We start from the raw sequence: 20,122 nt of genomic DNA, 5'->3' as shown, positions 1-20,122 counted from the left end.
GACGTGTGTTTCTCCTGGTGCTGGGGCGCTTACGCAGATGGGCCTGCGTAAGCGCCCCTCTTCTTTTTTTAAGATTCGGGCATGGGCGGATCGAGGCCTGGGTCCGTCAGCCACAGGATGAGGTCCAGCACAGTCGCGGCACCAGGCACGCCGTCGTCCATGGCATCGGCCCAGACGTTCTCCAGCTCGGCCAGTTCTTCGAGACTGCGGATAATGGGATCATCAGGCATTGATGGTCTCCTTGAGGGCCTTGCCCGGGGTGAAGGTTGCGGCCTTGCGGGCAGGGATGGCGATGGCTTCGCCGGTCCGGGGGTTGCGGCCCTGGCGGGCGGCGCGGGCCTGAGTTTCAAACACACCCAGGCCGGGGAGCTGCACGCGGCCGCCTTCGGCCAGGACGGCGGCGGTTTCCGCGGCCATAGCCTTGAGCGTTGCTTCCACTGCCGACTTGCTGATGTGCAGCGTCTCGCCGCTTTGCCTGAGCCGGCCAACGATGCGGGCTGTAAAGTCTTGGAATGTCATGGTGCTATCCTCCTGTTTTTAGAGCGAGCTCATGTCGAGGGTGACGGGATCGTACCTGCCCTCGGCATTGCGCCTGTAGAGCCTGATCAGTCGCTTGGAACTGGAGACCTGCAGCGCCTCGTTGATGGCCTGCATGGCCTTGATCCAGCGCGGTTCCTTGATGTCCAGGTTGCGCAAGGAAAGGATGCGCACGGCGTTCAGGGCGCCGGCCTTGTCCTTCTGAAAGGCGTCCTGGATGAGCGCCTTCAACTCGTCGGGGCTGCCCTTGGTCCAGTCCTGCAGGCACTCTTCAATGAGTGCTCTGGCAGCCTCGATTTCTTCGCCAAAGGCCACGCGTTCAGAAACCTGCACCTGAATCCGAAGCTCCCGATCAAAGGTGTCGAGCTGTGCATTGCCCTTTCGACCGCCGATGGTGGCGCCGAATTTGTCCGCAACCAGGGCGATGAAGGCGTCCACGTTCTGGAAGGCGTAGCTGCGGAATTCCTTGATCGATTCCTGGACAGCCAACGCCTTGGAAACCAGCTCGCGGACCAGCTCGTCTTCCATCTTGTCCTTGTCGGACACGATACTTTCCGGAACCAGGCGGCCGAGGGCGTCCCGCATGTATCCAGGTGGGACATCAACAGCAGTGGTCATAGATGCTCCTTATCTGCCGCACTGGGCGGCCGCATGTTGGGTGTTCATTTGCCGCAGTTCCTGGGCAATGACCTCGCACAGAGCCTGGGCACGGGCGCAGTCCTTGGGAATGCGGGCGGCCTGGCCGGTGGCCAGCAGGCGGATCAGTTCGACGGCCTGCACGGTGAGTGCGTCAGGCGCCCAGGGCGTATCCACGCTGGGGTTGGGATAGTCCTTGGCCTTGGCCGTGGTGCGGAAGAGCTTGATCCGGCCGCCTTCGGGCAAGCTGCGCTGCCCGTACTGCTCCACCAGGCCGGCCTTGCGCCAGTAGACCAGGCAGCGCCGGACGTAGTTGATAGTGGTGCCGGCCTGGCGGGCGATATCGTCCAGAGTCCAGGCCGGCGTATTGATGAGCATGGCATGCCAGACACGGGCGGCCACGGATCCGGACACCCCGGAGGATGCCTGCCACGCGTACACGCCACGGCCGGTTTTCACGACGCGCCCGCGCTCCACCAGTGCGTGCACGGCGTCCTTGGCCTGGTCTTCCGTCAAGCGCAATTCCTCGCGCACCTGCTTGATGGAGGACTTGCCCATTGCCCCAAGAAAGGCGGCCACGGCCTGGATGATCTCGTTACGCACGCCCATGGAGGCCTCCAGAGGGTTGCAGGGATGGCAGCGCCGCGATCATGGCCGGGGTGATTGTCTGGACGCCGGACGCCTTTCCCAGACGTTCCAGGGCCAGCATGTCCCGGCACACCAGACGGAAGTCCCCGCCGGCACGCTCGCACAAGGTGTGGGCGACGTCGGCCACGTCCAGGCCGGCGGCCTTGCCGCCGTAGACCGTCACGTCTTCCGGGGTGATGGGGCCGAATTCCACGCATTGCGTGACACGGGACCAGATGCGGCGGCGGGCGTTGATCATGCCGAAGAGGGCTTCCTCTCCCACCAGGACAACCGGCGCGCCGGTGATGTCGTGGATGTCGCGCAAGTGCTCTATGAGGGAGATGTGGCGCAGGCGGTCCGCTTCATCCATAATGACCACGGCGCGCCGGGCGTCCAAGGCGGCGAGAATCAGCCGCTTGCTTTGCTCAATGGTCCGCGGTTCCGCAGCAGGCACCAAGAGCGCGGCCAGGGCGCGACACATGGCAGCCGGGCTCCAGCCTTCCATGACTCGCAGGTATTTGGCTCCGGAGCGCACGGCGTAGGTCCGGCAACTCTCGGTCTTGCCGCGGCCGGCCCTGCCCCACACGAGGCCCAGGCCGGGCATGCCCTGGGCAGCGTCCTGCAGGATGGTCATGGCTTCCAACAATTTTACGTGGTTGGCTGTTTCAACAAACACTGCGTGATTCATCGGGATGATTCTCCTAGGCTGCCGCACGCTGCTTGTCCTTGCGGGCGAGGACTTGGGCCAGATCCGCGAAGCGCTGGCGGTACGGGTTGAAGGCGTTGGATTGTTCGAATTCAGCGCGCCAGGCCGCGTCATCGGCTGAGACGGCCTTGCCTGCAGCCTGGGCGCGGAAAATCCATTCATATCGGGCGAGATCGGAAACAAAGAACGCTGGCCGGTCGCTGGCCGGTTCTGCCCGGCTCTGCTGGTCCTGCTGGGCCGCGACGGCCAGGCTGCGCAGGCGCGCGGTTTCCTCGGGAGAGGTGGCCGGGATGGGCTGGGCTGCTACCTGGCCGGCAGGCAGGGCCTTGGGCTTGACTGCGGCAACGGCCATGGTTGGCTTCCAGTCCAGCACCTCAGCCAGATCCCGGCCTGTTTCGCCCAGGGCCTCGGCCAGGTCGGCTTTTGCCTTTTTGGCCATGCCGCGTTGCCGGGCCAGTGCCTCCTTGAGATCGGACAAGGCGGCGTCGCCGTCTTCCAGCATGGCCACCAGGGGATGCACGGCCTGCACGGGCAGGGCTTCGCCCAGGCTGCGGCCATCCAAGGCAATCTCCACGCGGGTCATGTCTGCGGTGTTGTAGTAGACAGTGACCGGGACCTTGATGCCCATGAGGGCATCGCTTTCGTAGTCCACGCCATAGAGCTGGACGCGGCAGTTGGCGGGCGTGCGCTCTTCGCGCCAGAGGAATTCGCGGTCCAGCCAGGCCATGTCCGGCGTGGGTTCCGGGAGGCCGGCTTCAAAGACTTCCAGGGGGGTCATGCCGTCCAGGCCGTCATGGGGCGTGCGGGCGTACCATTGGATGTAGGCGTCCAGCATGTGGGCGGCCTCGCGCACGGTGGGCACCCAATTGTTGGTGCGGGCCTCGTGCCAACGCCGGTGAAACTCTTCATTGCGCATGAGGTGGGCCGGCTTTGCCTCGATGGAGCTGCCGCAGTAGGACGGCACCAGGGGCTCGAACTGGGTTTGCAGCGTCCAGAAGAAGCGTTCAATGACCTTGGCGCGGGCGTTGTATGGGGCCGCGAAATGCACCAGGATCCCAAGGCGGCCGAAGAGCCCGGCAAAGTCCTGGAAGTCCGGGCTGGTGCGGGTGAACACCTTGGCCTTGAAGGCCTTGCCGTTGTCCAGGAGCAGGTGCAAGGGGGGCCGGCCCAGGGTCTGGCAGGCCATGCGCAGGGCGCCGGCCACGGCAATGGTGGATTCCGTGGGCATGATCTGCCAGCCCACGGGATAACGGCTGGCCCAGTCGTACATCATGACCAGCATGAGGCGTGCCGGCTTGCCGGTGCGCGGGTGGCGCACCGTGAAGTTGAGGACATGGCCGTCGGCCACCACGACATCCCCGACGCGCAAGACGGAATCGTCGCGGGTGATGTAAGGCAGGGCCTTGTCCTTCAAGGCTTTTTCGCCAAAGCGTGCGAGCAAGACCAGGTCGTAATTGCGCTCCTCGAAGCGCTTGATGAAGCGGTAGCAAACGTCGTAGCTCAACGCCGCTTTCTCGGCGTCTTTGGACTCCTGGGCGTCCTTGGTATGTTGGGCATCCTTAATCCCAAGGGCGGTGCAGGCGGCGCGCCACGCCAGGCGGATGCTTGGCCGCGAGGGGTGCAGCCAGCACCGCAAGATGACCTCCCGATATTCCATGGAAAGAGAGAGCCCGATCTGACGTGGCGTCGGGCAGAAGGCGAGGTAGTCGCCCTCGCTGCGGCGGTAGGTTTTGGACCACAACCGCAAGGACGCCTCGCTGACACGGCCCACGCGGGCATGGATTTCCGGGAACACCACCCCAGAATTGTAGGCCAGCACAAAGGCCTTGGCGGCTTGGGCCTTGTCGCCTCGCGGGGCGTTGTCCAAGGCTTCCTGAAACGCCTCGCCCAGGCGATGCCGGTCCAGGGCCTTGCGCTTGCTGCGCTCGCTGACGGGCAGTTCCGCCGGCACGTCCTGCTGCCGGATGGCCAGGGAGGACGTCTGCATGCCGGGCAGAGCCAAGGGCGTTTCCAGGTGCAGTCCCTGGGCTTGGGCCTGGCGGACGGCTGCCCGGACGGTCTCCGGGAGTTCCGCCAGGGCGAAGCGCAAGGGCTTGATGGACAGGGCCGGCCAGCCTTCGGCCACGGCCCGGCGTTCCAGGGCGCGGGGCGAGAGGGAGAGCACGTGGGCGAGCTGGGTTGCCAGGATGCTCATAGCGCCACCTCCATGTCGTCCAAGAGAGTATCGCCGCCATCGTGCACGGCCTCCAGGCTCGCATCCAGGCCGCCGCGCCGCGTCAGGCGGGACAGGCAATCCGGGCAATGCAACCGGTTGGCGGAGTGCACGCCACAGCAGCGGCACGGCCAGGTGCGCGCAGGGGGCGGCACATCCTCTGCCTCATGCAGGGCCAGCCATCCTGACGCCGCCGAAGACGACGTCAGGATGGAGGCGTATTGGCGCAGGCCCGGCTTCATCAGGCCGCGTCCTGCGTGGTGGAGGTGGAGGACGCGGTGGAGAGCGAGCCGGGGGCGTCGGTAGGATCCGTGAGGGGATGCAGCCGGACGGTGACGCGCAGGGTGGTGCTGCCGTCTTCCGGGGCCTGGTCGGGCCGGTCGGGCTGGTCGGGCTGGTCAGCAACGACATCGGCGATGTAGTTCGGCACCGTCCCCAGGCAGAACCCACCCGCGCCGCAGTCCGGGTCGAATTCCGTGACCAGACTCATGCGCTGCAAGGCCCACAGCCGCTGTTCATGGGCGATGATGGCCTGATGCACCAGCATGCCGCGCGGGCTTTTGCGCTCCAGCACCGCCAGCACCTTGGCCATGGAGAGCCCGATGAGGGGATCGTCCGGGCTGCTGTCGATCCAGTCCCGGCCGCAGGCAAACCCGAACTGCCGGCAGCGGAACTCGAACCAGGCGCGCGGATCGTGCCTGTCATGCAGCTCCAGGGCGTCGGCCAGACAGTCCAGGGTCATGACCCGCAGGGGACGGCCGTCCATGTCCACTTCTGTGGACGCGATGAGCACGGCCTCGGAGGGTGGCAGTTCAGGCAGGGCGGTGTCGGCATGGGGTTCCATAACGTCTCCTTTTGCGTTGGTACGATGAGGCGCTACGCCGCCTTGGGCGCGAGCTTGGGTTTGGCGGTTTTGGCGGGCTTGACGTCGGACATGGCCTGCAAGACATCGGCGTTGGCGGGGTTGTGCGGGCAGTTCACGCAGCCAAGTATGGGCTTGTGCATCGGCAGTGAGGGCAACAGCTCCGGCGGGCAGCCGCGTTTGAGCAGGGCGCGCGCGACGCCGAAGTCCGGCCGTTCGCCCTTGATGAATTTGTTGACCACGCTGGGGTTGATCCGCAGCTCGAAGGAGAGTTCCTGCGCATTCTGGATACCGAGGTTTTCCTGACACCACCCAAGCAAGGCTTTGGGATCGAAGGTCATGATGGGGCTCCTTGGGGAAGATTGGTGGAAGTGGAGCAGCGTTGTCGTCGGGCCGGGAACAGAGGATTGGTGGGACTATTCCAAACGCCAACCAATCAGCGGACACGTTGAATTTTTGAGCGATTTCAAAGAACCAGGCCGGAGGGATCGTCTTGCGGCTGAGCGCTTTGCTGACCGATTGCGGGGTGATGCCTAAGGCGATGGCGAGATCAGCCGCATATCTGGCGGAAATCGCTTGCATGAGCCGTGCGAATTGCCCTTCAAAACCAGAGGCCGGGTGTTGGCTGTGCATCTAGGGCCTCCCTGTCGAAGAGGGGTGAATCCCAGCGGGATTGGCTTCACGACTGGCCCGCAATTCCTGGCGCAGCTCGGCCAGTTCCTGACGCAGGGCAGCGACATCGCTGCGAAAAATCGCGCTGGTGTGCTCCGCGTTGGCAGCATGGCGGCAGGCATCGGTCAGGAACCGCCAGAAGGCGTTATCGGTTTGGTCGCAGACAATGATGGTTGCCATGGTCGTGCTCCTAGGCAGCCTTGCCGCTGGGGCGCGAGGTTTTGGGGGAGGGGTTGGGCATGCGGATGACCGGGGCACGGCGGGTGGCGGGCTCCAGCAGGCCCAACTTGCGGGCGGTGGAGAGGGCGGAACCGACGGTACGGTCGTGCTCGTCCAGCAGCTTGCCGATCTCCCGGTTCTTCAGGCCCATGCGCCGGTAGCGCACCGCGGGCAGGATGTGCTTGCGACGGCTGGGATGCAGGCCAAGGGCCAGGCGCACGGCGGCTTCCTTGTCCTCCCGGTGTTGCACCTTCAACAGCTCGATCTCGCCCTGCAGGGAGGCGATGTGTTCCTGCAGCTTGCCGTCATACAGCCGCTTGAGGAGCTGGGCGAAAACCATGCTGACTTCATTGGCTTTTTCCGTGTCGGACTTCATGATCAGGTACAGCGCACCAACCTGAGAAAAAACCCTGGTATTGCGGGTGCCTGCTTCGGTGGTCAATTTGACCACCGAAGTATGCTCCTGTAATTGTTGAACGTGGCGGCTGTGCAACTTGGCAATGTTTCTGTGAGGATCCGAGTACCCGAGCAACTGGCCGAGCTGGTCGCCGGTGAACCAGAATTCGCCATCGCGTTCCAGGTACTTGATTTCGCCCAGACCCTGGAGCAGGGGCTGCCCCGCGGCGATGGCCGGGGACAGGGACTGCAAGGAGGCGACGGGTTCCGCGTTGGGGGTGGCGTTGGGTTCGGGCTGGGGCTTGGGGGTGGTGAAACGGGAGAAGAAAGACATGGTGGGCTCCTTTGTTGTTCCGGATAGTGCCGAGTGTTGCTCCGCTTGGCCGGCCTGACAGGTGTCAGGCCTAAATCTGGCTCTTAGAGGATGAACCCTTTCAGAGCGGCGGCGTCTTCAGCCTGGACGGCTGCGGGGCTGCGGGCGGGGATGGTGGTGACGGTGACGCCTTCGGGACCGGCGGGCGTGTACGCGGCCAGACCGTCAAAAGAGATTCCCGAGAAGATGAGGGAGGTTGCGGACTGCTGGGCGGTGGGGGCGGTGTTTTCCATTGTGGGGCTCCGCAGTTTAAGCTATTTGCTGTCATTAAGGCCTTGCGGCCTACATTCGATGTCGTGACTAATGAAATACAGTCTAGAGATTAAATTGGCAATAGAAAAATTTGAAAATTTACGGGTGAGGCTAAAATAATGACAGAACAGACTGTGAATTTTAAGGATTTATACGCAAGGATGTTGGAGTCGATCCACGGAAATACCATGTCAGACTTGGCGCGCGCGCTTGAAATAACGCCTCAATCTGTAAAACGCGCCGTCGACAGCGAGACGATTCCACCAACATGGCCACTGAAAATAGCTTCTCAAAAAAATGTTTCCCTGGATTGGCTGTATTTTGGCCGTACTGCTGAATCCTCCATGGACGATCCGCAGCCCCTCGGTGCTCCTTTCTCCAAGGAGTTGGCGAACAGGCAACCTGCTGACTTGCCAGGAAGAATAGAGCGTCTCATGCGGGCTTCTGATGCTAAAAACTACAGCGAGCTTGCGCGAGCTCTGGGGATCAAGCCTGCAAGTGTCAGCGGGGCAATTGAAAAGAAGTCTCTTCCATCTAGCTGGTTCTTTAAAATCGCTGAGGATTTTAATGTTTCTATAGACTGGCTCTACTATGGGCCGTCCTCCCCACACATTGCCATCACCCCGGCGGGCGCTTCCGCCCATGGGGTTCGAGATGTGCAAGCCCCTGACTCTGGGTTGCCTTTGGTTCGGCTTCGGTTGGTCGGGCACCGCCTGGATGAGCATGGTGCATTGATCAATCACGGCGAGGCTTCGGTTGCATTTCATAGGGAAGCAATGCAGGCCCTTGGCGATCCCGATCGGATGGCCTGCCTGCGGGTGACGAACAACGAGATGGACAATGTGATTGTGAACAATGACTTGCTGGTCTTTGACCAGGGGCAGGTGGAGCCCGCCAGTGGCAAGGTGTATGTGGTGGCCGTGGCTGGGGAACTGCTGGTGCGCACGCTGTTGCGCATGCCCAGCGGCATTGCCTTGTGGGCGGCAAGCCGGCCCACGGACACCCAAACGATGCTGCCCAAGGACAGGTCTGCGGCCTGGATTGTGGGGCGCGTGGTGTGGCTTGGGCGGGCGTTTGGATAGTTGACGCCCCGCCCTGGAAGGCGCATATTCTGTATGCGGCGCACGCGACACGGTGTTATTCTCCCGGCCGTAGCACGTGGATCCTTCGGGGTCTGCGGAGCGCCATGCAGGGTTTTGCGGGAGGCCCTGCCGTGCGCCGTTTTCTTTTGCCTTCCATTCACAATCCCTTGATAATATTGTATCTAAGTCATCCTGACGTGCGTTGCTGGATGGCCTTGCCCACCCCATATTGCAGGGCGGATATATGCAGCAATTGCAGCACGATGAAGGTGACACCATATTGGGGCCTCCTTCATCTGCCTGTAATGCTGTGCCTTTTTGATTTCCCTTTGAGAATGTGCAGCAATCACAGCGAGATGCTTCCGTCCCCAAATTGACGACGGAAGCATCTCGCTGTAATGTCACACCTTTTCTTCCAACAGTCGGAAATGTGTTGCAAATCAAGCATGATACTTCGGTGGTCAATATGACCACCGAAGTATCATCCCGATATATCACATTTTTATGCCGCCTCATTCCGCCACCTCGCCCAAGAGCACTTCGCCGTTGGTCAGGCGGCGTTGAATGTCTGCCCAGCGGGTACGGCGAAAGCTGGTCACGTAGTTGCGCTGGCCGGTCTTGGTGGCCTTGACGGCGGCCAGCCACCATTCGCCGTCTTTCTTGAGGCAGACCACGGTTTGTTCCCCGTCCTGGATGACCAGGTCCGGAGTGGAGAGCAGCTCCGGGATCCGGGCGTAGTCTCCCATGCCCAGTTCGGGGTGATGGTCCTTGTTCTTCTGGAGGGTGTCTCCGGAGAGGAAGGCCCCTGGCCCCTGGGCGCCGATGGCTTCTTGCACGGGCTCGGGCACCACGCCGGCCAGCATCTCCACGCCGGGCACGGGGTTGTTGTAAAACTCCTGAAAGGCCTCGCCCTTGAGCAGGCTTTCGGCCACCTCTTTGGCCAGCCCCTGGGGGGCGGCGGCCATCTTGGCGGCCAGGGAATCGCCCATGCGGGCGGGATCGCCGGGCATGTGGTCGAAGCCGGGATCCTGACCCCAGGGGACGTCGAAGACTTCCCCGTTGCGGGGGTTGGTCCATTTGCGGGTTTCGCCGTAGCCGGGAATCTGGTCATCAGGCGTGGGCGCAAGGCCACGGCGCTGGCGCTTGCCGTCACTCATGGAGCTGACGGTGCAGCGGCAGAGGTAGGCGTTGGGCGGAAAATGGGTCTTCCACCAGGGGTGGTCATGGCGCAAGAGCATGCCGTCCCAGGCGCGATGCTGCGGGCGGGTGCGGTCATCCAGGACGCTTTCGTAGCGCCACCAGGGGCGGCGGTCGGCCATGTCCTGCAAGCGCTGGCGGCGGCCGGCGTTGTAGGCGTCCAGCATGTTCTGCCGGAAGATCAGCTCCAGGCGGCGCGGGCTGCCCAGCTGGACGGTGCGCTTCTTGCCGGTTTTGGGGTCGATGATTTCCTTCTTGCCCCACCAGCCGGCCTTGCGCATTTGGGGCTCAATCTCTTTGCGCCAGTCATCGAAGGTTTTGCCTTCGCGCAGGGCGTCTTCCAGTGAGTCTTGCGTCTTCTTGAGCAGATCCAGGTCCAGCATCTTGGCGACGGTGAAGTCCTTTGCATGCTGTTCTCCCCAGACGTCTGAATAATGGTCCGACGGGGCCAGCCCCTTGCCGCCGAAGTGGTCGATGGCCTCCTGGGGATCGACATCGAAGCGGATGTCCATTGGTTCCGCAGGCATCAGGCGTCTTCCCCTTCATCTGGCTGCCCGTCCTGCCCGGCCTGCCCGTCCTGCACCTCCAGCTGGCCGTAGAGATTGGCAATAAAGCCGGCCCTGGCCAGGCGGTGGCCCAAGCCCTCGGTGGCGGCGTGATCGAAGCCGGTCTGGACCGTGGCCAAGGCTTCCTCGAAGCTGCCGCAGGCCTGGAGCCGGGCGAGGAGCGGGGCGACCAGTTCTTCCTGCACCTGCCGGGAGAGGGCTTCCACGGTGGCCTCGGCATGGGCCTCGGCCTCGGTGACGGCTGGTGATTGTGCTGCGTTGGCAGCAAGTTGCGACGGCAGGAACCCGCCTGCACGCGTCTGCTGGGGGGCGGGCGGGGCCTCCGGCGCGGCAGGGCCGGCGGGCGTGCTGGCCTGGCGCAGGCTGCGCAAGGTGGGTTCGTCGCCTTCGGCCTTGGGGATGCGGAACTTCTGGCGAATCCACCACAGGGGAATCTCGTCATAGCCGGCCTGGCCCAGGGTGGCGATGACCTGGGCCAGGGCCTGGAGGTCCGCGGGTTCCGGGACGTCAATGGCCAGGGTGGGATAGGCCGGCTGCGGGCCGAAGTTCAGGTCCACCAGGGGCTTGACAAGATCGCGGTTGAGGGTGGCGCAGAGCTGTTCGGCGTCGTCGCGTTGAAGGTCCCAGCGGACCTGGTTGTGCACCTCGCCCAGGGCATAGGCCCCGCCACCACCGGAGGCCGTGTCTGTGGTCAGGGTGCCGCCAATGAGGGCGATGGAAATGCTGCGGGTGGTCCAGTCCAGGAACCCCTCATGCGGGGTCTTGGCAGCGCTAGAGAATTTGGTTTCCAGCAATTCCAGCTGCATGCCCTGGGGGATGATGACCGCGGCCTCGCTGCTGATGGCCTGGGCCGCGGCAAGCAGGGTGTTCTGTTCCGTTTCCGTGGCACCGGCAGGATAGCGACCCAGCCGCGTGGGAATGCCGTAGCTTTCCACAAAGCGCGCCCAGCCGGCGAGGTTGTAGTTGCGGAAGAGATACAGCCACGCCAGGGTACGATACAGGGGACCGCGCCAGGGCACGCCGCTGCGGGCCTGGGACCGGTGCACCAGCCACTTGAAGGGCCACAGGGGCTCGGGTTCCCTGAGGCTGCCATCCCCGGCCAGGCCCAATTCCAAGGCCCCATTCCCAAGGCGGAGCCAGCCAAAGCGCCGCTGTTCCACGAACTCCAGGCGCGTGGGCACGGCCTGGCCTGCGGAGACGTCCCAGTACAGCTCCAGGGCGGCGAAGCCCTTGCCCGTGGCGTCCAGGGCATCGCGGAAGGCCTGGCGCAGGGGCAAGGCTTCCAGGACCGTTTGACAGAAGCCGGCTATTTCCGCGGCTTTTGGCGAATCGTCCGCGGCATCCATTTGCCAGCTGCGACCGGAGACGGCGCGCTTGCGGATGCTGGCCAGGTGGCCGATGTGGGGATCCTTTTCTTCCATCTCGTCAAACAGGTTGGCCTGGGCGGCCACATCCCCGGCGCCGCCGGCCCGCAGCAGGCCGGCCAACTGCCGGGCCGTGAGGGCCCCGCGGGCGGGAGTCCAGGTGTCCAGGCCGGCGGAGCCGCCCAGCCGGGAGCGCCGCCGGACGGCTTCGGCCTGGGATTCCTTGAGGTCCCGCGATGAGACGGGCACGCCGCGATGATCGTACAACGTAGGCATCTCAATATCCTTGAAGTGTTAGAATCCGCGCTGCCTGCCGCCAAAGAGCCGGCCAAAGATGCCGCCGCCACCGCCGCCACCAGAAGACTTGAAGGCGATCTGCCCGGCGTGGCGTAAAAGGGACCAAGCCAGCTCCAGGGCGTCTGGCCCGTCGTCGTGTGCAGCCTGGGGGAATTCCTGGAGCTGCTGGTTCAGGGTGCCGTGCAGGGGGTTGAAGAGGATTTGCCCCGCGGCCACAGGTGCTTGCAGGGACAGGATGCGGACTTCCTTGGCAAAGAGGGGCTTGACCGCGAGCACGGGCACGGGCACCCCGGCTTCCAGGGATTTTTCCAGAATGATGTCCCGCAGGACGGCCTGGAAGGCCACGTCTTCCACGGCCCATTGGGCGCAGCCCCACTTGCGCTGCAGCTCGATGACGCGATCCACGGTGGCCATGGGATTGCGCCTGGTGACGTCGGCTTCCAGCACCAGGGCCTTGCGATCGTCCCGCTGCCCCAGGATAACGATGCCCGTGAAGTCGCCCTTGATCAGGCCCTGGGCAGGGTCCACCGCCCCGACGATCAAGCGCCAGGCGTTGGGCATCTCCACGTAGAAATGGAGGGTCCGGAAGACCTGGGAGTCCGGATCAAGGGGCTGATTCTGCTTTTCGGTCTGGAAGGTGTGCGGATCAAGGGCGCGCTTGGCCATGAGCCGCTCCAAGGGCTCCATCTCCGGCCAGAGGACTTCCGCGCCTGCGTCCATCTCCCCTTGGCGGGCCTTGTAGAAGGCCGCTGCCGCCGGGGCGTCCACGGCCAGCAGCCTGCCCCATTCGTCCCAAAGGTCCAGGCGTTCAGGCATGCGCGCCACGGCGCTGAAGGTGTGGCTCTCGAAGTCCGGCCGCCGCTGCATGCGCGCCACCAGACAATCCGCATGGAGCATGGTGCCTACCAAAATCACCTGCAGGCTGCCGTCGGCCAACCCCAGCTCCAGCACGGCTTTGACGAACCAGCTTTCGACCTTGTCCCGCTGGGTCTTGGAGAGGACGTTTTCATCGTTCTCCAGGTCATCCGCGAGGACCAGGGACGGCCGCAGGCCGTTGATGTTCAGGCCGCGGATGCGTTTGCCGGAGCCCAGGGCGGCCACGGGCACGCCTGAGGCGGTGATGATTTTGTCCTGCCGCCAGAGCCGGCCTTCCCCCACCAGCTCCGGGAAGTCTGCAGCCAAGCGGGGATTGTCTTCCAACTCGACCTTGATGACGGCCAAGGACTGCTCGGCAAGTTCCGAGGAATCCTGCAGCAGCACGGGAAAGGCCGCATCCCCTCGCGCCAGACGCCACAGGCAGTAGGCCCGCACCAGATACGTTGTCTTGGCATAGCCGCGGGGCGCGGCGATGCAGAGCTTTGCCCCCTGTCCCCAGCATGGGGCCTGGGCGAAAATCCAGTGATGAAAGGATGATGAGGGCCGGTCCAGATAGTGCGGCAGGTAGGTTTGGCAGAACAGCCGGAAGTCTGCCTTGGCCGCCGGGATGCGGTCCTCGCGCCCGGTTTCGGCCAGGGCGGACATGCGCTGCAGGCGCTGGCGCAGGGCGGCCAGGTCGCGATCCAGCTGTTTGCGGTCCAGACGTTTTGGCGCGGGAGGCATCAGGCGAACTCCTTGCGGACCTTGTCCCGGATGGCGTCCAGACTGGCCTGCAGCCACAGGGCCAGGTCATCACGGCCGTCTTCGATGGCTTGATCCACCAGCAGGTCCAGGGTTTTGGCGACAACTTCGCCCACGTCGATCCTGGGATCCGTGCGCACGGCCCGGATCAGTTCCGAATAGGTCCGGGAGTAGGTGCGCAGGATGTCCAGGCGCTTGGCCGCGTCCGTAATCTCGCGCAGCTTGGGCAGTTCTTCAGCAAAGCAGCCGAAGAGCGTGCCCAGGAACTGCTGATGCGCTTCTTCCGTGGCCGTCTCCCCCACCCGGCATTCCACCCGCAGGGCGTCCCAGTCTGCGCCGTTTCGCGCATCGATACGGCGATGATACTGCACTGATGCCGGCTGCAAATCGAAGAGAACGGCAATCTCATCAATGCTCTTGCCAGCGGCGTACATTTGTCGCATCTTCTTGCGCACCTTGCTGTAGTCCTTCATGGCACATCCTTACCATATTTTATGCTTGTGAAACACTAAAGCGCTTTAGTGGATTGCGTTGTACCGATCTATTACAACGCAAACTGTGCATTGCGTCTAGGTTGCTTTGTTTCACTAATGCGTGAAAATGTTCTCTTGAACCAGCGGTACAATGTGAGGGCAATAGGGGTGCAGCATGGTGCGTGACATGATCGAACAGTGGCGGACGCTCGCGGACCATTGCGGCGTCAAGAGCGCGCTGGCTGCGGCCGGGGCGTATCTGGTCGGGCCGGTGGATGCCGTTGTCTGGGGGCTGGTGACCCTGCTGGTCCTGGATTTCGCGTTGGGCTTCGGGCGGGCCTGGACGGCCGGCACGCTTTCCGGGCGGCGCATGCTGCACGGCGCGGGCAAGTTCGTGCTCTTTGGCCTGGCCGTGGTCATGGGGCATGTATTGGATGCCATGTTTCTTGCCGGAATCGGTCTGGAATTTCCGGTAACCTGCCGTAATCTTATTATCGTCTATCTTGCTCTCAGCGAGAGTCTGTCCATCTGCGAGCACCTGGCCTGCCTGAATGTGCCCCTGCCGGCACGGCTGGTGGCCAGGCTCAAATGCTACCGGGACGAAATCAGCAACACCGAAAGCGCGTCGCGGCCTGCAGGCCGGCCGCGTGCCTAAGGAGCATGAGATGACGACTATGCATCGCAGCGTGGTGCGCTTGGCCGTGGAAGCCAATGCCGTGCAGTCCGGAGCCCGGCTGCTGATCCTGCCGCTGGGTGAGATCAAGGGGCGCGATGGCCGGTATTGGGACCTGACCCCCGGAGACGCCCAGGCCCTGGTGAACATTGTCCAGGCCGAAGGCGTGGATATTGTCATCGACTATGACCACTCCACCTGTTGGAGCGGTGGCCGGGCCGCCGGCTGGCTGCGCAATTTCCAGCTGGAGGATGCTGGCATCACGGCGGAAGTGGAATGGACTGAAGCCGGGTCCGCGGCCATTGCCTCCAAGGAGTATCGGTATCTTTCTCCGGCCTTCGCCACGGATGAAGGGCCGCGCATCCTCCGGCTGCACTCTGTTGCTTTGGTGAACAACCCGAACATTGCGGAATTGCCCGCCCTGAATGCGGCTGGCGTCGCGCCGGGCAGTCCGCCCGTTTCGCCCGTTTCGCCCGGCCCCGCTGCATCGGCTGCCCCGGCATCCTTGGAGCAGCTCTCCGTGGAGCAGCTCTCCGTCCAGGTGCAGTCCTTGGCCGGCCAGGTTCGCCTGCTGACCGAGCAGAACGCCAGCACCATGAACGCCCTGGCGGCAATGACATCGGCCCAGCAGCACTCGGCTGTAGAGGCCCTGGTGGCCAATGCCTGTGCCGATGGCCGGTTGACGCCGGCCCAGCGCGATGCGGCCATCGCCCTGGGCAAGGTGGACAAGAACGCCCTGGAAGCGCTGCTGAATGCTACCCCCAAGGGGCTGGCCACCCTGGCGGCGAGCCAGGCCGGCCAGGGCGCAGGTCCGACGAACGGCGATCCCGCCATGGCAACGCTGGACGGCAATGACCTGGCTATCTGCAAGGCCATGGGGCTTGATCCGGCCAACTATGTAAAAACCAAGGCCCAGGCCGGCGCACGGACCGGTCGGAATGGCCAGACCGGGAAGGAGGGCTAGGCCATGATGGATCGCGATACGCATTGCATCCAGGGTGAGTTGTTCGAATACCTTCCCGCGCCCACGGCCACGGAGTTTCCGGTGGGCCACATGGCCGCGGTGGATGCCACCGGCCTGTTGCACCTGGCCGCTGACGCCGAGGGGCTCGTTGTGGTCGGGCGCATTGAACGTGGCCTCAGGCATGGCCGGGTGACCGTGCGCCGGGGCGTGTTCAACTGGGAAAAGGCCGCCGCCACGCCGCCCACTGCGGCGAACCTGGGGCAGTTTGTCTATGTGGCAGACTCCGAAACCGTCTCGGTGGCCGCTGGCGTCAACGGCATTGTGGCGGGCGTGCTGCTCAAGGTGGACGATTTCGCCTGGGTGGACACCGGGTTTGTCCGCAAAGACCTCGACCCCGCGGCGGCGGGCTAGGAGCTATTTGTATGCTTGTGAACGCGCAGAACATTGCGAGCTTTTTCGTCGGCCTGAACACGGCCTTTCAGAGCGGGCTGGCCCTGGCCGCGCCCAAGTGGCCGGCCATCGCCATGCACGTGCCTTCCACCAGCGATGCCGAAGACTATGGCTGGCTCTCGGGGCTGCCGAGCATCCAACGGTGGGTGGGCGACAAGGAGATCAAGAACCTCAAGGCCAACGGCTACACCCTGGCCAATGAAGACTTCGAGGGCACCTTTGGCGTGCCTCGCAACTCGCTGGCCGATGACAAGTACGGCATGTTCGCAAATACGGCCGCGGCCTGGGGTGGCAAGGCGGCTTTGTGGCCGGATGCGTTCCTTTTCCCGCTGCTGCTGCAGGGGTGGGACGGCATCTGCTACGATGCCAAGCCCTTTTTCTCCAATGCCCACCCGTACAAGGGCGGCGTGCAGAGCAACAGCGGGGGCGGCAACGGCACGCCCTGGTTCCTCTTGTGCACCAGCCAGGTGGCCTTCAAACCCCTGGTGTTTCAGGAGCGCGAAGCGCCCCACCTGGTGGAGCTGGCCGGCCAGGGCGAAGGCGAACGCAATGCGGTGACCAACACCCATACCTTCATGAAAGGGCAGCTGCTTTACAGCGTCGAAGCCCGCGGGGCTTTCGGCTTCGGGTTCTGGCAGCTGGCCTACGGCAGCAAGCAAGAGCTCAACACGGCGAACCTCAAGGCCGCGCGCCAGGCCATGGAAGAATACGTGGACGACGCCGGCACGCCGCTGGACGTGACGCCCAACCTGCTGGTGGTGCCGCCCTCGCTGCGTGGCGCAGCGGAAGTGCTGGTGAACAAGGAAACCTTGGCCGGCGGCGAAACCAACGAGCTCTACAAGGCCTTTGAGCTCTTGGTGTCCGGACATCTGCGCTGAAATCTCAGACTAGTCTGAGACTAGTCTGAAACGCGAAGGAGGGCACAGGGCATGGCCTATTGCAATGCGGACGACTTGCGCCGCGTGTTGGGTGAAGACGATTTGGCGGACCTGGTGGGCGGCTGGCCGTATGAACCGGAAGCGGGCCGCCGGCTTGAATCCGTCTGTGAGGCGGCCAGCGCCGAAGTTGACGCCTATCTGTCCACCCGCATGGCCGTGCCCCTGGCCCAGCCCAGCCCGCTGGTAGTGCAACTGACGTCCCGGCTGGCCGTGCATGGCCTCTTTCGCCAGTTGCATACTGTGCCCGAGGCCTGGGCGGCAGACCGTGCCGAGGTGCTGCGCCTGCTGGCGGCCATTGCAGCCGGGCGGTTGTCTCTGGGCATGAGCGATCAGCCGGTTGCGGCTGGCCGTGCCCGGGCCGTGCGGGGGGATGGCCGGTTGGCCGGGTTGGAACAGGTTTTTTAACGAGCATTGAAGGAGCCGAATATGGCAGGGTACGGATTTGGGCTGGAGGAAGGGGCCGTCCTGAGTGGGATTTTGACCATGCGGCCCATGGACTCCGACGAACCGATGGTGGACCTGGGCAACGCCACGTTGCTGGTGACGAACATCTCCACGAAGACCACGGAACGCCTCTCCCGGCGCAAGGGAACCAAAGGACTCCCGCTGGATAGCGCCACCTCGATCGATACCGTGGGCGGCAAGCTGACCATCGACACCCTGAACCGGACTACCTACGCCCTGGCCACCATGGGGGCTGATTCCGACTTCATCCAGGCCGCCGGCACGGATCAGCAGGTCGCGCTGAAGTTGTACGAGCGCGGTTATATGGATTTGGGAAAGTACAAGGTCTCCAACGTGCGCGTCACAGGCGGGGTTGAAGGGACGGACTTTGAGGTCCTGCCCGACTCCGGGCAGATCAAGCTTGTGCCTGGCGGCGCCTTGACTGACGGCCAGGAATATCAGGTGACGTTCAACTGCGCCTACATCGACGGCTACCAGATCGATGCCGGCACAGTGGCCGTGGCCTACGTGCAGCTCCGGCTGGACGGGGTGAACGAGTTTGGCAACAAGCCGTTTGTGCTGGACATCCCCAAGGCCACCCTGTCTCCGGATGGGGATCTCAACTGGATCAGCGATGAGGTGGTGGAGGCCGGCTTCAACATCAAGACCCTGCTCAAGCAGGGCGAGGCAGGCATGTACCGGATGCGGACCTTCCCGCGGGCGACGCAGACGCCTGCATAGTCGGAGGCATCCATGCGGACCGTTCCTGATTTAGGAGATAAGTACAAAACACTGCAGGGGTTGGTGCGGCTGCTGGGGCTTGAGGATGCCGTAGCGCTTTGCAATGCGTACGCCGGGTTGCTCGTCTATGTCCCGATCCGTGCGCCGGTGGAGCATCCATTGCGCCAGCTCTTGTCTCCCGCTGCCTGGCAGGCCCTGCATGGTGCCTATGGAGGCGTACGCGTGGATGTGCCATCCGCAGAGCCCGTGCTGCGGGCGGCGAGAAACGCCGAATTGCGCGCCCGCCGGACCGCTGGCGCATCGGTGCGGGAGTTGGCGGTGGCCTACAGCCTGACGCCCCGGCGGGTGTCTCAAATTCTGCGAGAGGGCGGGGCCAATGTCTGTTGAAACCGTGATTGTGATTGATTCACATCCTGTGGATGCGTTGTTGCGGCGCCTGCGTGACGGCCTGCAGGATACTGCGCCGGCCTTCAAGGAGGTGGGTCAGGAGCTGGTGGACATCAGCATGGAGGCCTTCCGGAGGCAGGCGGACCCGGCAAATGGTGACCCCTGGGAGCCTTCGGGACGCGCCCAGGCTGAAAATGGACAAACCCTCATCGACACCGGGCGGCTGCGTGCATCCATTACCGCCAGGTCAAAGCATCTGGAAGTCTCGGTGGGCAGCAATGTCGTGTATGCAGCCATCCATCAAACGGGTGGGCGCACCAAGCCGCACGTGATCCGGCCCCGATACAAAAAGGCCCTCTGGTGGCCGGGCGCGGCCGGCCCGCGCAAGAAGGTCAATCATCCTGGCTCAGTCGTCCCGCCGCGGCCATATTTGGGCGTGGGGGCAGAGGACTGGGACGAGATTTCAGACATCCTCACCCACCATCTGGAGCGTGCCTGATGCAGCGTCTTTCCTATGCCCCGGCTCATTCGATCCGCGACATCGAGACAGCCATCGTGCGCACCCTCCTGGCACTGCAACTGCCTGGCGTGCAGGTGGAACCCTACCGGTTCCAATTTGACCAGGCGCAGTTGCCGACCTTGCGGCAGCGACTGCCGGCCTATCTGGTCGCCTGGAATGAATCCAGGCCTCTGGCGTTGGAGAATCGCCGGCATGCCGAGCGGCTGCACTTTGCCGTGATTTGCGGGGACAAAAGCTTCCGGCGTGATGTGGCTGCGGAAGGCGGCGTCTCCGGCCCGGGCGTCTATGCACTGGTTGAGGCGGCCCGGGATGCCATGCATGCCCAGGTTGTCCTGCCCGGCCTCAAACCCTGTGTGGTGGAGCGGGCCTACGGCGCAAGCTACGCCAATGGCATTGCCATTTGCATTGTGGATGTGACGCTGGATCAAGTCAGGGTCCACAACCACTCGTAAAAAGAAGGATTTTGCCATGCCTGTTCAGACTCGTACCGTTCCGACCGCCGTGCGCGCCATCACCGTCACCGAGCCGACCCTTGCCACGCTGTGGCAGGTCGTGGGCCGGCCGGACATCCTGTTTGATCCCCATGAGGTGATGACCGGACGTGCTCCGCTGCCTGCCTCGCTGTTGGCGGCGGTTTCGGATCTGCAGCCCGAGGAGTTCGGCAAGCTCACGCCGTCCGAAGCGCGCGCTGTGACCGCTGCCGTGCGGGAGGTGCTGGCCGATTTTTTGCCCCTGCTCCAGGAGCTGCACGGGGCAAAGGGGCTGCTCGACCAGCTGGCCAGGCCTTGCGGGACGCGATCGAGCGGGCCGTCTGCGTCCTCGTGAGCCGGGGACATGTAGGGGCCTGGCAATACGGCTGGGGCGTGGCGGTCCGGATGCTCAACATGCTGGCGGAAAAGAAGAGAACATAGCTCCCC

General features: G+C 63.8%; 27 protein-coding genes and 1 pseudogene. 11 read left to right on the top strand and 17 right to left on the bottom strand.

Annotated features, from left to right (window positions below; translation table 11 throughout):
- Positions 1–68 precede the first annotated feature (68 nt).
- The 13 genes and pseudogenes from DGI_RS18795 to DGI_RS11000 form a co-directional block, all read right to left on the bottom strand.
- Positions 69–230, bottom strand: coding sequence for a hypothetical protein (locus tag DGI_RS18795; protein ID WP_021761129.1), 162 nt, complete (start codon positions 228–230; stop codon positions 69–71).
- A complete protein-coding gene (locus DGI_RS11050; protein WP_021761128.1) occupies positions 223–519 on the bottom strand; it encodes an HU family DNA-binding protein in 297 nt (98 codons plus the stop codon). The genes DGI_RS18795 and DGI_RS11050 overlap by 8 nt, the downstream gene beginning before the upstream one ends.
- 18 nt (positions 520–537) lie before the next feature.
- Entirely contained in the window at positions 538–1,155 is a 618-nt protein-coding gene (locus DGI_RS11045; protein WP_021761127.1) for a DUF3164 family protein, read from the bottom strand.
- 9 nt (positions 1,156–1,164) lie between these two features.
- The gene (locus DGI_RS11040; protein ID WP_027193445.1) at positions 1,165–1,782 is read right to left on the bottom strand and encodes a hypothetical protein; all 618 of its coding nucleotides are present in this window, start codon (positions 1,780–1,782) and stop codon (positions 1,165–1,167) included.
- A complete protein-coding gene (locus tag DGI_RS11035) occupies positions 1,769–2,488 on the bottom strand; it encodes an AAA family ATPase (protein ID WP_021761125.1) in 720 nt (239 codons plus the stop codon). The genes DGI_RS11040 and DGI_RS11035 overlap by 14 nt, the downstream gene beginning before the upstream one ends.
- A 13-nt stretch (positions 2,489–2,501) precedes the next feature.
- Positions 2,502–4,700: a DDE-type integrase/transposase/recombinase gene (locus DGI_RS17305; protein WP_021761124.1), complete on the bottom strand. Its 2,199-nt coding sequence runs from the start codon at positions 4,698–4,700 to the stop codon at positions 2,502–2,504.
- A complete protein-coding gene (locus DGI_RS11025) occupies positions 4,697–4,960 on the bottom strand; it encodes a hypothetical protein (protein ID WP_021761123.1) in 264 nt (87 codons plus the stop codon). The genes DGI_RS17305 and DGI_RS11025 overlap by 4 nt, the downstream gene beginning before the upstream one ends.
- Positions 4,960–5,562, bottom strand: coding sequence for a hypothetical protein (locus tag DGI_RS19265; RefSeq protein WP_021761122.1), 603 nt, complete (start codon positions 5,560–5,562; stop codon positions 4,960–4,962). The genes DGI_RS11025 and DGI_RS19265 overlap by 1 nt, the downstream gene beginning before the upstream one ends.
- A gap of 32 nt (positions 5,563–5,594) precedes the next feature.
- On the bottom strand, positions 5,595–5,921 hold the full coding sequence (locus DGI_RS19260) for a hypothetical protein (protein WP_027193446.1): 327 nt from the start codon (positions 5,919–5,921) through the stop codon (positions 5,595–5,597).
- A 91-nt stretch (positions 5,922–6,012) separates the two neighbouring features.
- Positions 6,013–6,162: pseudogene (locus DGI_RS19255) on the bottom strand (helix-turn-helix domain-containing protein); the annotation flags it as partial.
- 51 nt (positions 6,163–6,213) lie between these two features.
- The gene (locus DGI_RS11010) at positions 6,214–6,432 is read right to left on the bottom strand and encodes a hypothetical protein (protein ID WP_021761121.1); all 219 of its coding nucleotides are present in this window, start codon (positions 6,430–6,432) and stop codon (positions 6,214–6,216) included.
- A 10-nt stretch (positions 6,433–6,442) separates the two neighbouring features.
- Positions 6,443–7,201, bottom strand: coding sequence for a BRO-N domain-containing protein (locus DGI_RS11005; protein ID WP_027193447.1), 759 nt, complete (start codon positions 7,199–7,201; stop codon positions 6,443–6,445).
- An 83-nt stretch (positions 7,202–7,284) separates the two neighbouring features.
- Positions 7,285–7,473 (bottom strand): hypothetical protein, encoded by a 189-nt coding sequence (locus DGI_RS11000; protein WP_021761119.1) that lies wholly within the window; start codon positions 7,471–7,473, stop codon positions 7,285–7,287.
- A gap of 207 nt (positions 7,474–7,680) precedes the next feature.
- Here DGI_RS11000 and DGI_RS17975 point away from each other — a divergent pair, with 207 nt between their 5' ends.
- Positions 7,681–8,574 carry a helix-turn-helix domain-containing protein gene (locus tag DGI_RS17975; RefSeq protein WP_158407323.1) on the top strand — a complete coding sequence of 298 codons (894 nt, stop codon included), beginning with the start codon at positions 7,681–7,683 and terminating at the stop codon, positions 8,572–8,574.
- 512 nt (positions 8,575–9,086) lie between these two features.
- Here DGI_RS17975 and DGI_RS17300 read toward each other — a convergent pair.
- The 4 genes from DGI_RS17300 to DGI_RS10975 are packed head-to-tail and all read right to left on the bottom strand — an operon-like array spanning position 9,087 to position 14,088.
- Positions 9,087–10,298 (bottom strand): phage minor head protein, encoded by a 1,212-nt coding sequence (locus tag DGI_RS17300; protein WP_021761116.1) that lies wholly within the window; start codon positions 10,296–10,298, stop codon positions 9,087–9,089.
- Complete coding sequence (locus DGI_RS10985) at positions 10,298–11,977, bottom strand: DUF935 domain-containing protein (RefSeq protein WP_021761115.1); 1,680 nt, start codon at positions 11,975–11,977, stop codon at positions 10,298–10,300. The genes DGI_RS17300 and DGI_RS10985 overlap by 1 nt, the downstream gene beginning before the upstream one ends.
- Before the next feature lie 18 nt (positions 11,978–11,995).
- Entirely contained in the window at positions 11,996–13,597 is a 1,602-nt protein-coding gene (gene terL, locus DGI_RS10980) for a phage terminase large subunit (protein ID WP_021761114.1), read from the bottom strand.
- Positions 13,597–14,088: a DUF1804 family protein gene (locus DGI_RS10975; protein ID WP_021761113.1), complete on the bottom strand. Its 492-nt coding sequence runs from the start codon at positions 14,086–14,088 to the stop codon at positions 13,597–13,599. Before DGI_RS10975 ends, terL begins: the two co-directional genes overlap by 1 nt.
- A 175-nt stretch (positions 14,089–14,263) precedes the next feature.
- Between DGI_RS10975 and DGI_RS10970 the strand changes: the two genes are divergently transcribed.
- From DGI_RS10970 to DGI_RS10925, 10 genes are read left to right on the top strand one after another with little or no spacing between them, the layout of a single operon-like run.
- Positions 14,264–14,743: a phage holin family protein gene (locus DGI_RS10970; protein ID WP_021761111.1), complete on the top strand. Its 480-nt coding sequence runs from the start codon at positions 14,264–14,266 to the stop codon at positions 14,741–14,743.
- Between the two features lie 10 nt (positions 14,744–14,753).
- A complete protein-coding gene (locus DGI_RS10965) occupies positions 14,754–15,725 on the top strand; it encodes a phage protease (RefSeq protein WP_158407322.1) in 972 nt (323 codons plus the stop codon).
- 3 nt (positions 15,726–15,728) lie between these two features.
- Positions 15,729–16,136 (top strand): hypothetical protein, encoded by a 408-nt coding sequence (locus tag DGI_RS17295; protein ID WP_021761107.1) that lies wholly within the window; start codon positions 15,729–15,731, stop codon positions 16,134–16,136.
- Between the two features lie 11 nt (positions 16,137–16,147).
- Positions 16,148–17,053, top strand: a complete 906-nt coding sequence (locus DGI_RS10955) for a Mu-like prophage major head subunit gpT family protein (protein ID WP_021761105.1) — start codon at positions 16,148–16,150, stop codon at positions 17,051–17,053.
- A 51-nt stretch (positions 17,054–17,104) separates the two neighbouring features.
- Entirely contained in the window at positions 17,105–17,518 is a 414-nt protein-coding gene (locus DGI_RS10950; RefSeq protein ID WP_021761103.1) for a DUF1320 domain-containing protein, read from the top strand.
- A gap of 21 nt (positions 17,519–17,539) precedes the next feature.
- Positions 17,540–18,298 carry a phage tail tube protein gene (locus DGI_RS10945; protein WP_021761101.1) on the top strand — a complete coding sequence of 253 codons (759 nt, stop codon included), beginning with the start codon at positions 17,540–17,542 and terminating at the stop codon, positions 18,296–18,298.
- A gap of 12 nt (positions 18,299–18,310) precedes the next feature.
- Positions 18,311–18,685: a hypothetical protein gene (locus tag DGI_RS10940; protein WP_021761099.1), complete on the top strand. Its 375-nt coding sequence runs from the start codon at positions 18,311–18,313 to the stop codon at positions 18,683–18,685.
- A complete protein-coding gene (locus DGI_RS10935) occupies positions 18,675–19,184 on the top strand; it encodes a phage virion morphogenesis protein (RefSeq protein WP_021761097.1) in 510 nt (169 codons plus the stop codon). The genes DGI_RS10940 and DGI_RS10935 overlap by 11 nt, the downstream gene beginning before the upstream one ends.
- Positions 19,184–19,657 carry a phage protein Gp37 gene (locus DGI_RS10930; RefSeq protein WP_021761095.1) on the top strand — a complete coding sequence of 158 codons (474 nt, stop codon included), beginning with the start codon at positions 19,184–19,186 and terminating at the stop codon, positions 19,655–19,657. The genes DGI_RS10935 and DGI_RS10930 overlap by 1 nt, the downstream gene beginning before the upstream one ends.
- A 16-nt stretch (positions 19,658–19,673) precedes the next feature.
- Positions 19,674–20,030 (top strand): hypothetical protein, encoded by a 357-nt coding sequence (locus tag DGI_RS10925; RefSeq protein ID WP_021761093.1) that lies wholly within the window; start codon positions 19,674–19,676, stop codon positions 20,028–20,030.
- Positions 20,031–20,122: the final 92 nt, after the last annotated feature.

Source organism: Megalodesulfovibrio gigas DSM 1382 = ATCC 19364 (assembly GCF_000468495.1).
Lineage (GTDB): Bacteria > Desulfobacterota > Desulfovibrionia > Desulfovibrionales > Desulfovibrionaceae > Megalodesulfovibrio > Megalodesulfovibrio gigas.
The sequence above is the reverse complement of the archived record's forward strand: the minus strand, read 5'-3'. Positions and strand labels throughout refer to the sequence as shown.

Excerpts from the sequence above, each read along its gene's own strand:
- DGI_RS18795 (WP_021761129.1), bottom strand. The coding sequence starts at position 230 with ATGCCTGATGATCCCATTATCCGCAGTCTCGAAGAACTGGCCGAGCTG.
- DGI_RS11050 (WP_021761128.1), bottom strand. The coding sequence starts at position 519 with ATGACATTCCAAGACTTTACAGCCCGCATCGTTGGCCGGCTCAGGCAA.
- DGI_RS11045 (WP_021761127.1), bottom strand. The coding sequence starts at position 1,155 with ATGACCACTGCTGTTGATGTCCCACCTGGATACATGCGGGACGCCCTC.
- DGI_RS11040 (WP_027193445.1), bottom strand. The coding sequence starts at position 1,782 with ATGGGCGTGCGTAACGAGATCATCCAGGCCGTGGCCGCCTTTCTTGGG.
- DGI_RS11035 (WP_021761125.1), bottom strand. The coding sequence starts at position 2,488 with ATGAATCACGCAGTGTTTGTTGAAACAGCCAACCACGTAAAATTGTTG.
- DGI_RS17305 (WP_021761124.1), bottom strand. The coding sequence starts at position 4,700 with ATGAGCATCCTGGCAACCCAGCTCGCCCACGTGCTCTCCCTCTCGCCC.
- DGI_RS11025 (WP_021761123.1), bottom strand. The coding sequence starts at position 4,960 with ATGAAGCCGGGCCTGCGCCAATACGCCTCCATCCTGACGTCGTCTTCG.
- DGI_RS19265 (WP_021761122.1), bottom strand. The coding sequence starts at position 5,562 with ATGGAACCCCATGCCGACACCGCCCTGCCTGAACTGCCACCCTCCGAG.
- DGI_RS19260 (WP_027193446.1), bottom strand. The coding sequence starts at position 5,921 with ATGACCTTCGATCCCAAAGCCTTGCTTGGGTGGTGTCAGGAAAACCTC.
- DGI_RS11010 (WP_021761121.1), bottom strand. The coding sequence starts at position 6,432 with ATGGCAACCATCATTGTCTGCGACCAAACCGATAACGCCTTCTGGCGG.
- DGI_RS11005 (WP_027193447.1), bottom strand. The coding sequence starts at position 7,201 with ATGTCTTTCTTCTCCCGTTTCACCACCCCCAAGCCCCAGCCCGAACCC.
- DGI_RS11000 (WP_021761119.1), bottom strand. The coding sequence starts at position 7,473 with ATGGAAAACACCGCCCCCACCGCCCAGCAGTCCGCAACCTCCCTCATC.
- DGI_RS17975 (WP_158407323.1), top strand. The coding sequence starts at position 7,681 with ATGTCAGACTTGGCGCGCGCGCTTGAAATAACGCCTCAATCTGTAAAA.
- DGI_RS17300 (WP_021761116.1), bottom strand. The coding sequence starts at position 10,298 with ATGCCTGCGGAACCAATGGACATCCGCTTCGATGTCGATCCCCAGGAG.
- DGI_RS10985 (WP_021761115.1), bottom strand. The coding sequence starts at position 11,977 with ATGCCTACGTTGTACGATCATCGCGGCGTGCCCGTCTCATCGCGGGAC.
- terL (WP_021761114.1), bottom strand. The coding sequence starts at position 13,597 with ATGCCTCCCGCGCCAAAACGTCTGGACCGCAAACAGCTGGATCGCGAC.
- DGI_RS10975 (WP_021761113.1), bottom strand. The coding sequence starts at position 14,088 with ATGAAGGACTACAGCAAGGTGCGCAAGAAGATGCGACAAATGTACGCC.
- DGI_RS10970 (WP_021761111.1), top strand. The coding sequence starts at position 14,264 with ATGGTGCGTGACATGATCGAACAGTGGCGGACGCTCGCGGACCATTGC.
- DGI_RS10965 (WP_158407322.1), top strand. The coding sequence starts at position 14,754 with ATGACGACTATGCATCGCAGCGTGGTGCGCTTGGCCGTGGAAGCCAAT.
- DGI_RS17295 (WP_021761107.1), top strand. The coding sequence starts at position 15,729 with ATGATGGATCGCGATACGCATTGCATCCAGGGTGAGTTGTTCGAATAC.
- DGI_RS10955 (WP_021761105.1), top strand. The coding sequence starts at position 16,148 with ATGCTTGTGAACGCGCAGAACATTGCGAGCTTTTTCGTCGGCCTGAAC.
- DGI_RS10950 (WP_021761103.1), top strand. The coding sequence starts at position 17,105 with ATGGCCTATTGCAATGCGGACGACTTGCGCCGCGTGTTGGGTGAAGAC.
- DGI_RS10945 (WP_021761101.1), top strand. The coding sequence starts at position 17,540 with ATGGCAGGGTACGGATTTGGGCTGGAGGAAGGGGCCGTCCTGAGTGGG.
- DGI_RS10940 (WP_021761099.1), top strand. The coding sequence starts at position 18,311 with ATGCGGACCGTTCCTGATTTAGGAGATAAGTACAAAACACTGCAGGGG.
- DGI_RS10935 (WP_021761097.1), top strand. The coding sequence starts at position 18,675 with ATGTCTGTTGAAACCGTGATTGTGATTGATTCACATCCTGTGGATGCG.
- DGI_RS10930 (WP_021761095.1), top strand. The coding sequence starts at position 19,184 with ATGCAGCGTCTTTCCTATGCCCCGGCTCATTCGATCCGCGACATCGAG.
- DGI_RS10925 (WP_021761093.1), top strand. The coding sequence starts at position 19,674 with ATGCCTGTTCAGACTCGTACCGTTCCGACCGCCGTGCGCGCCATCACC.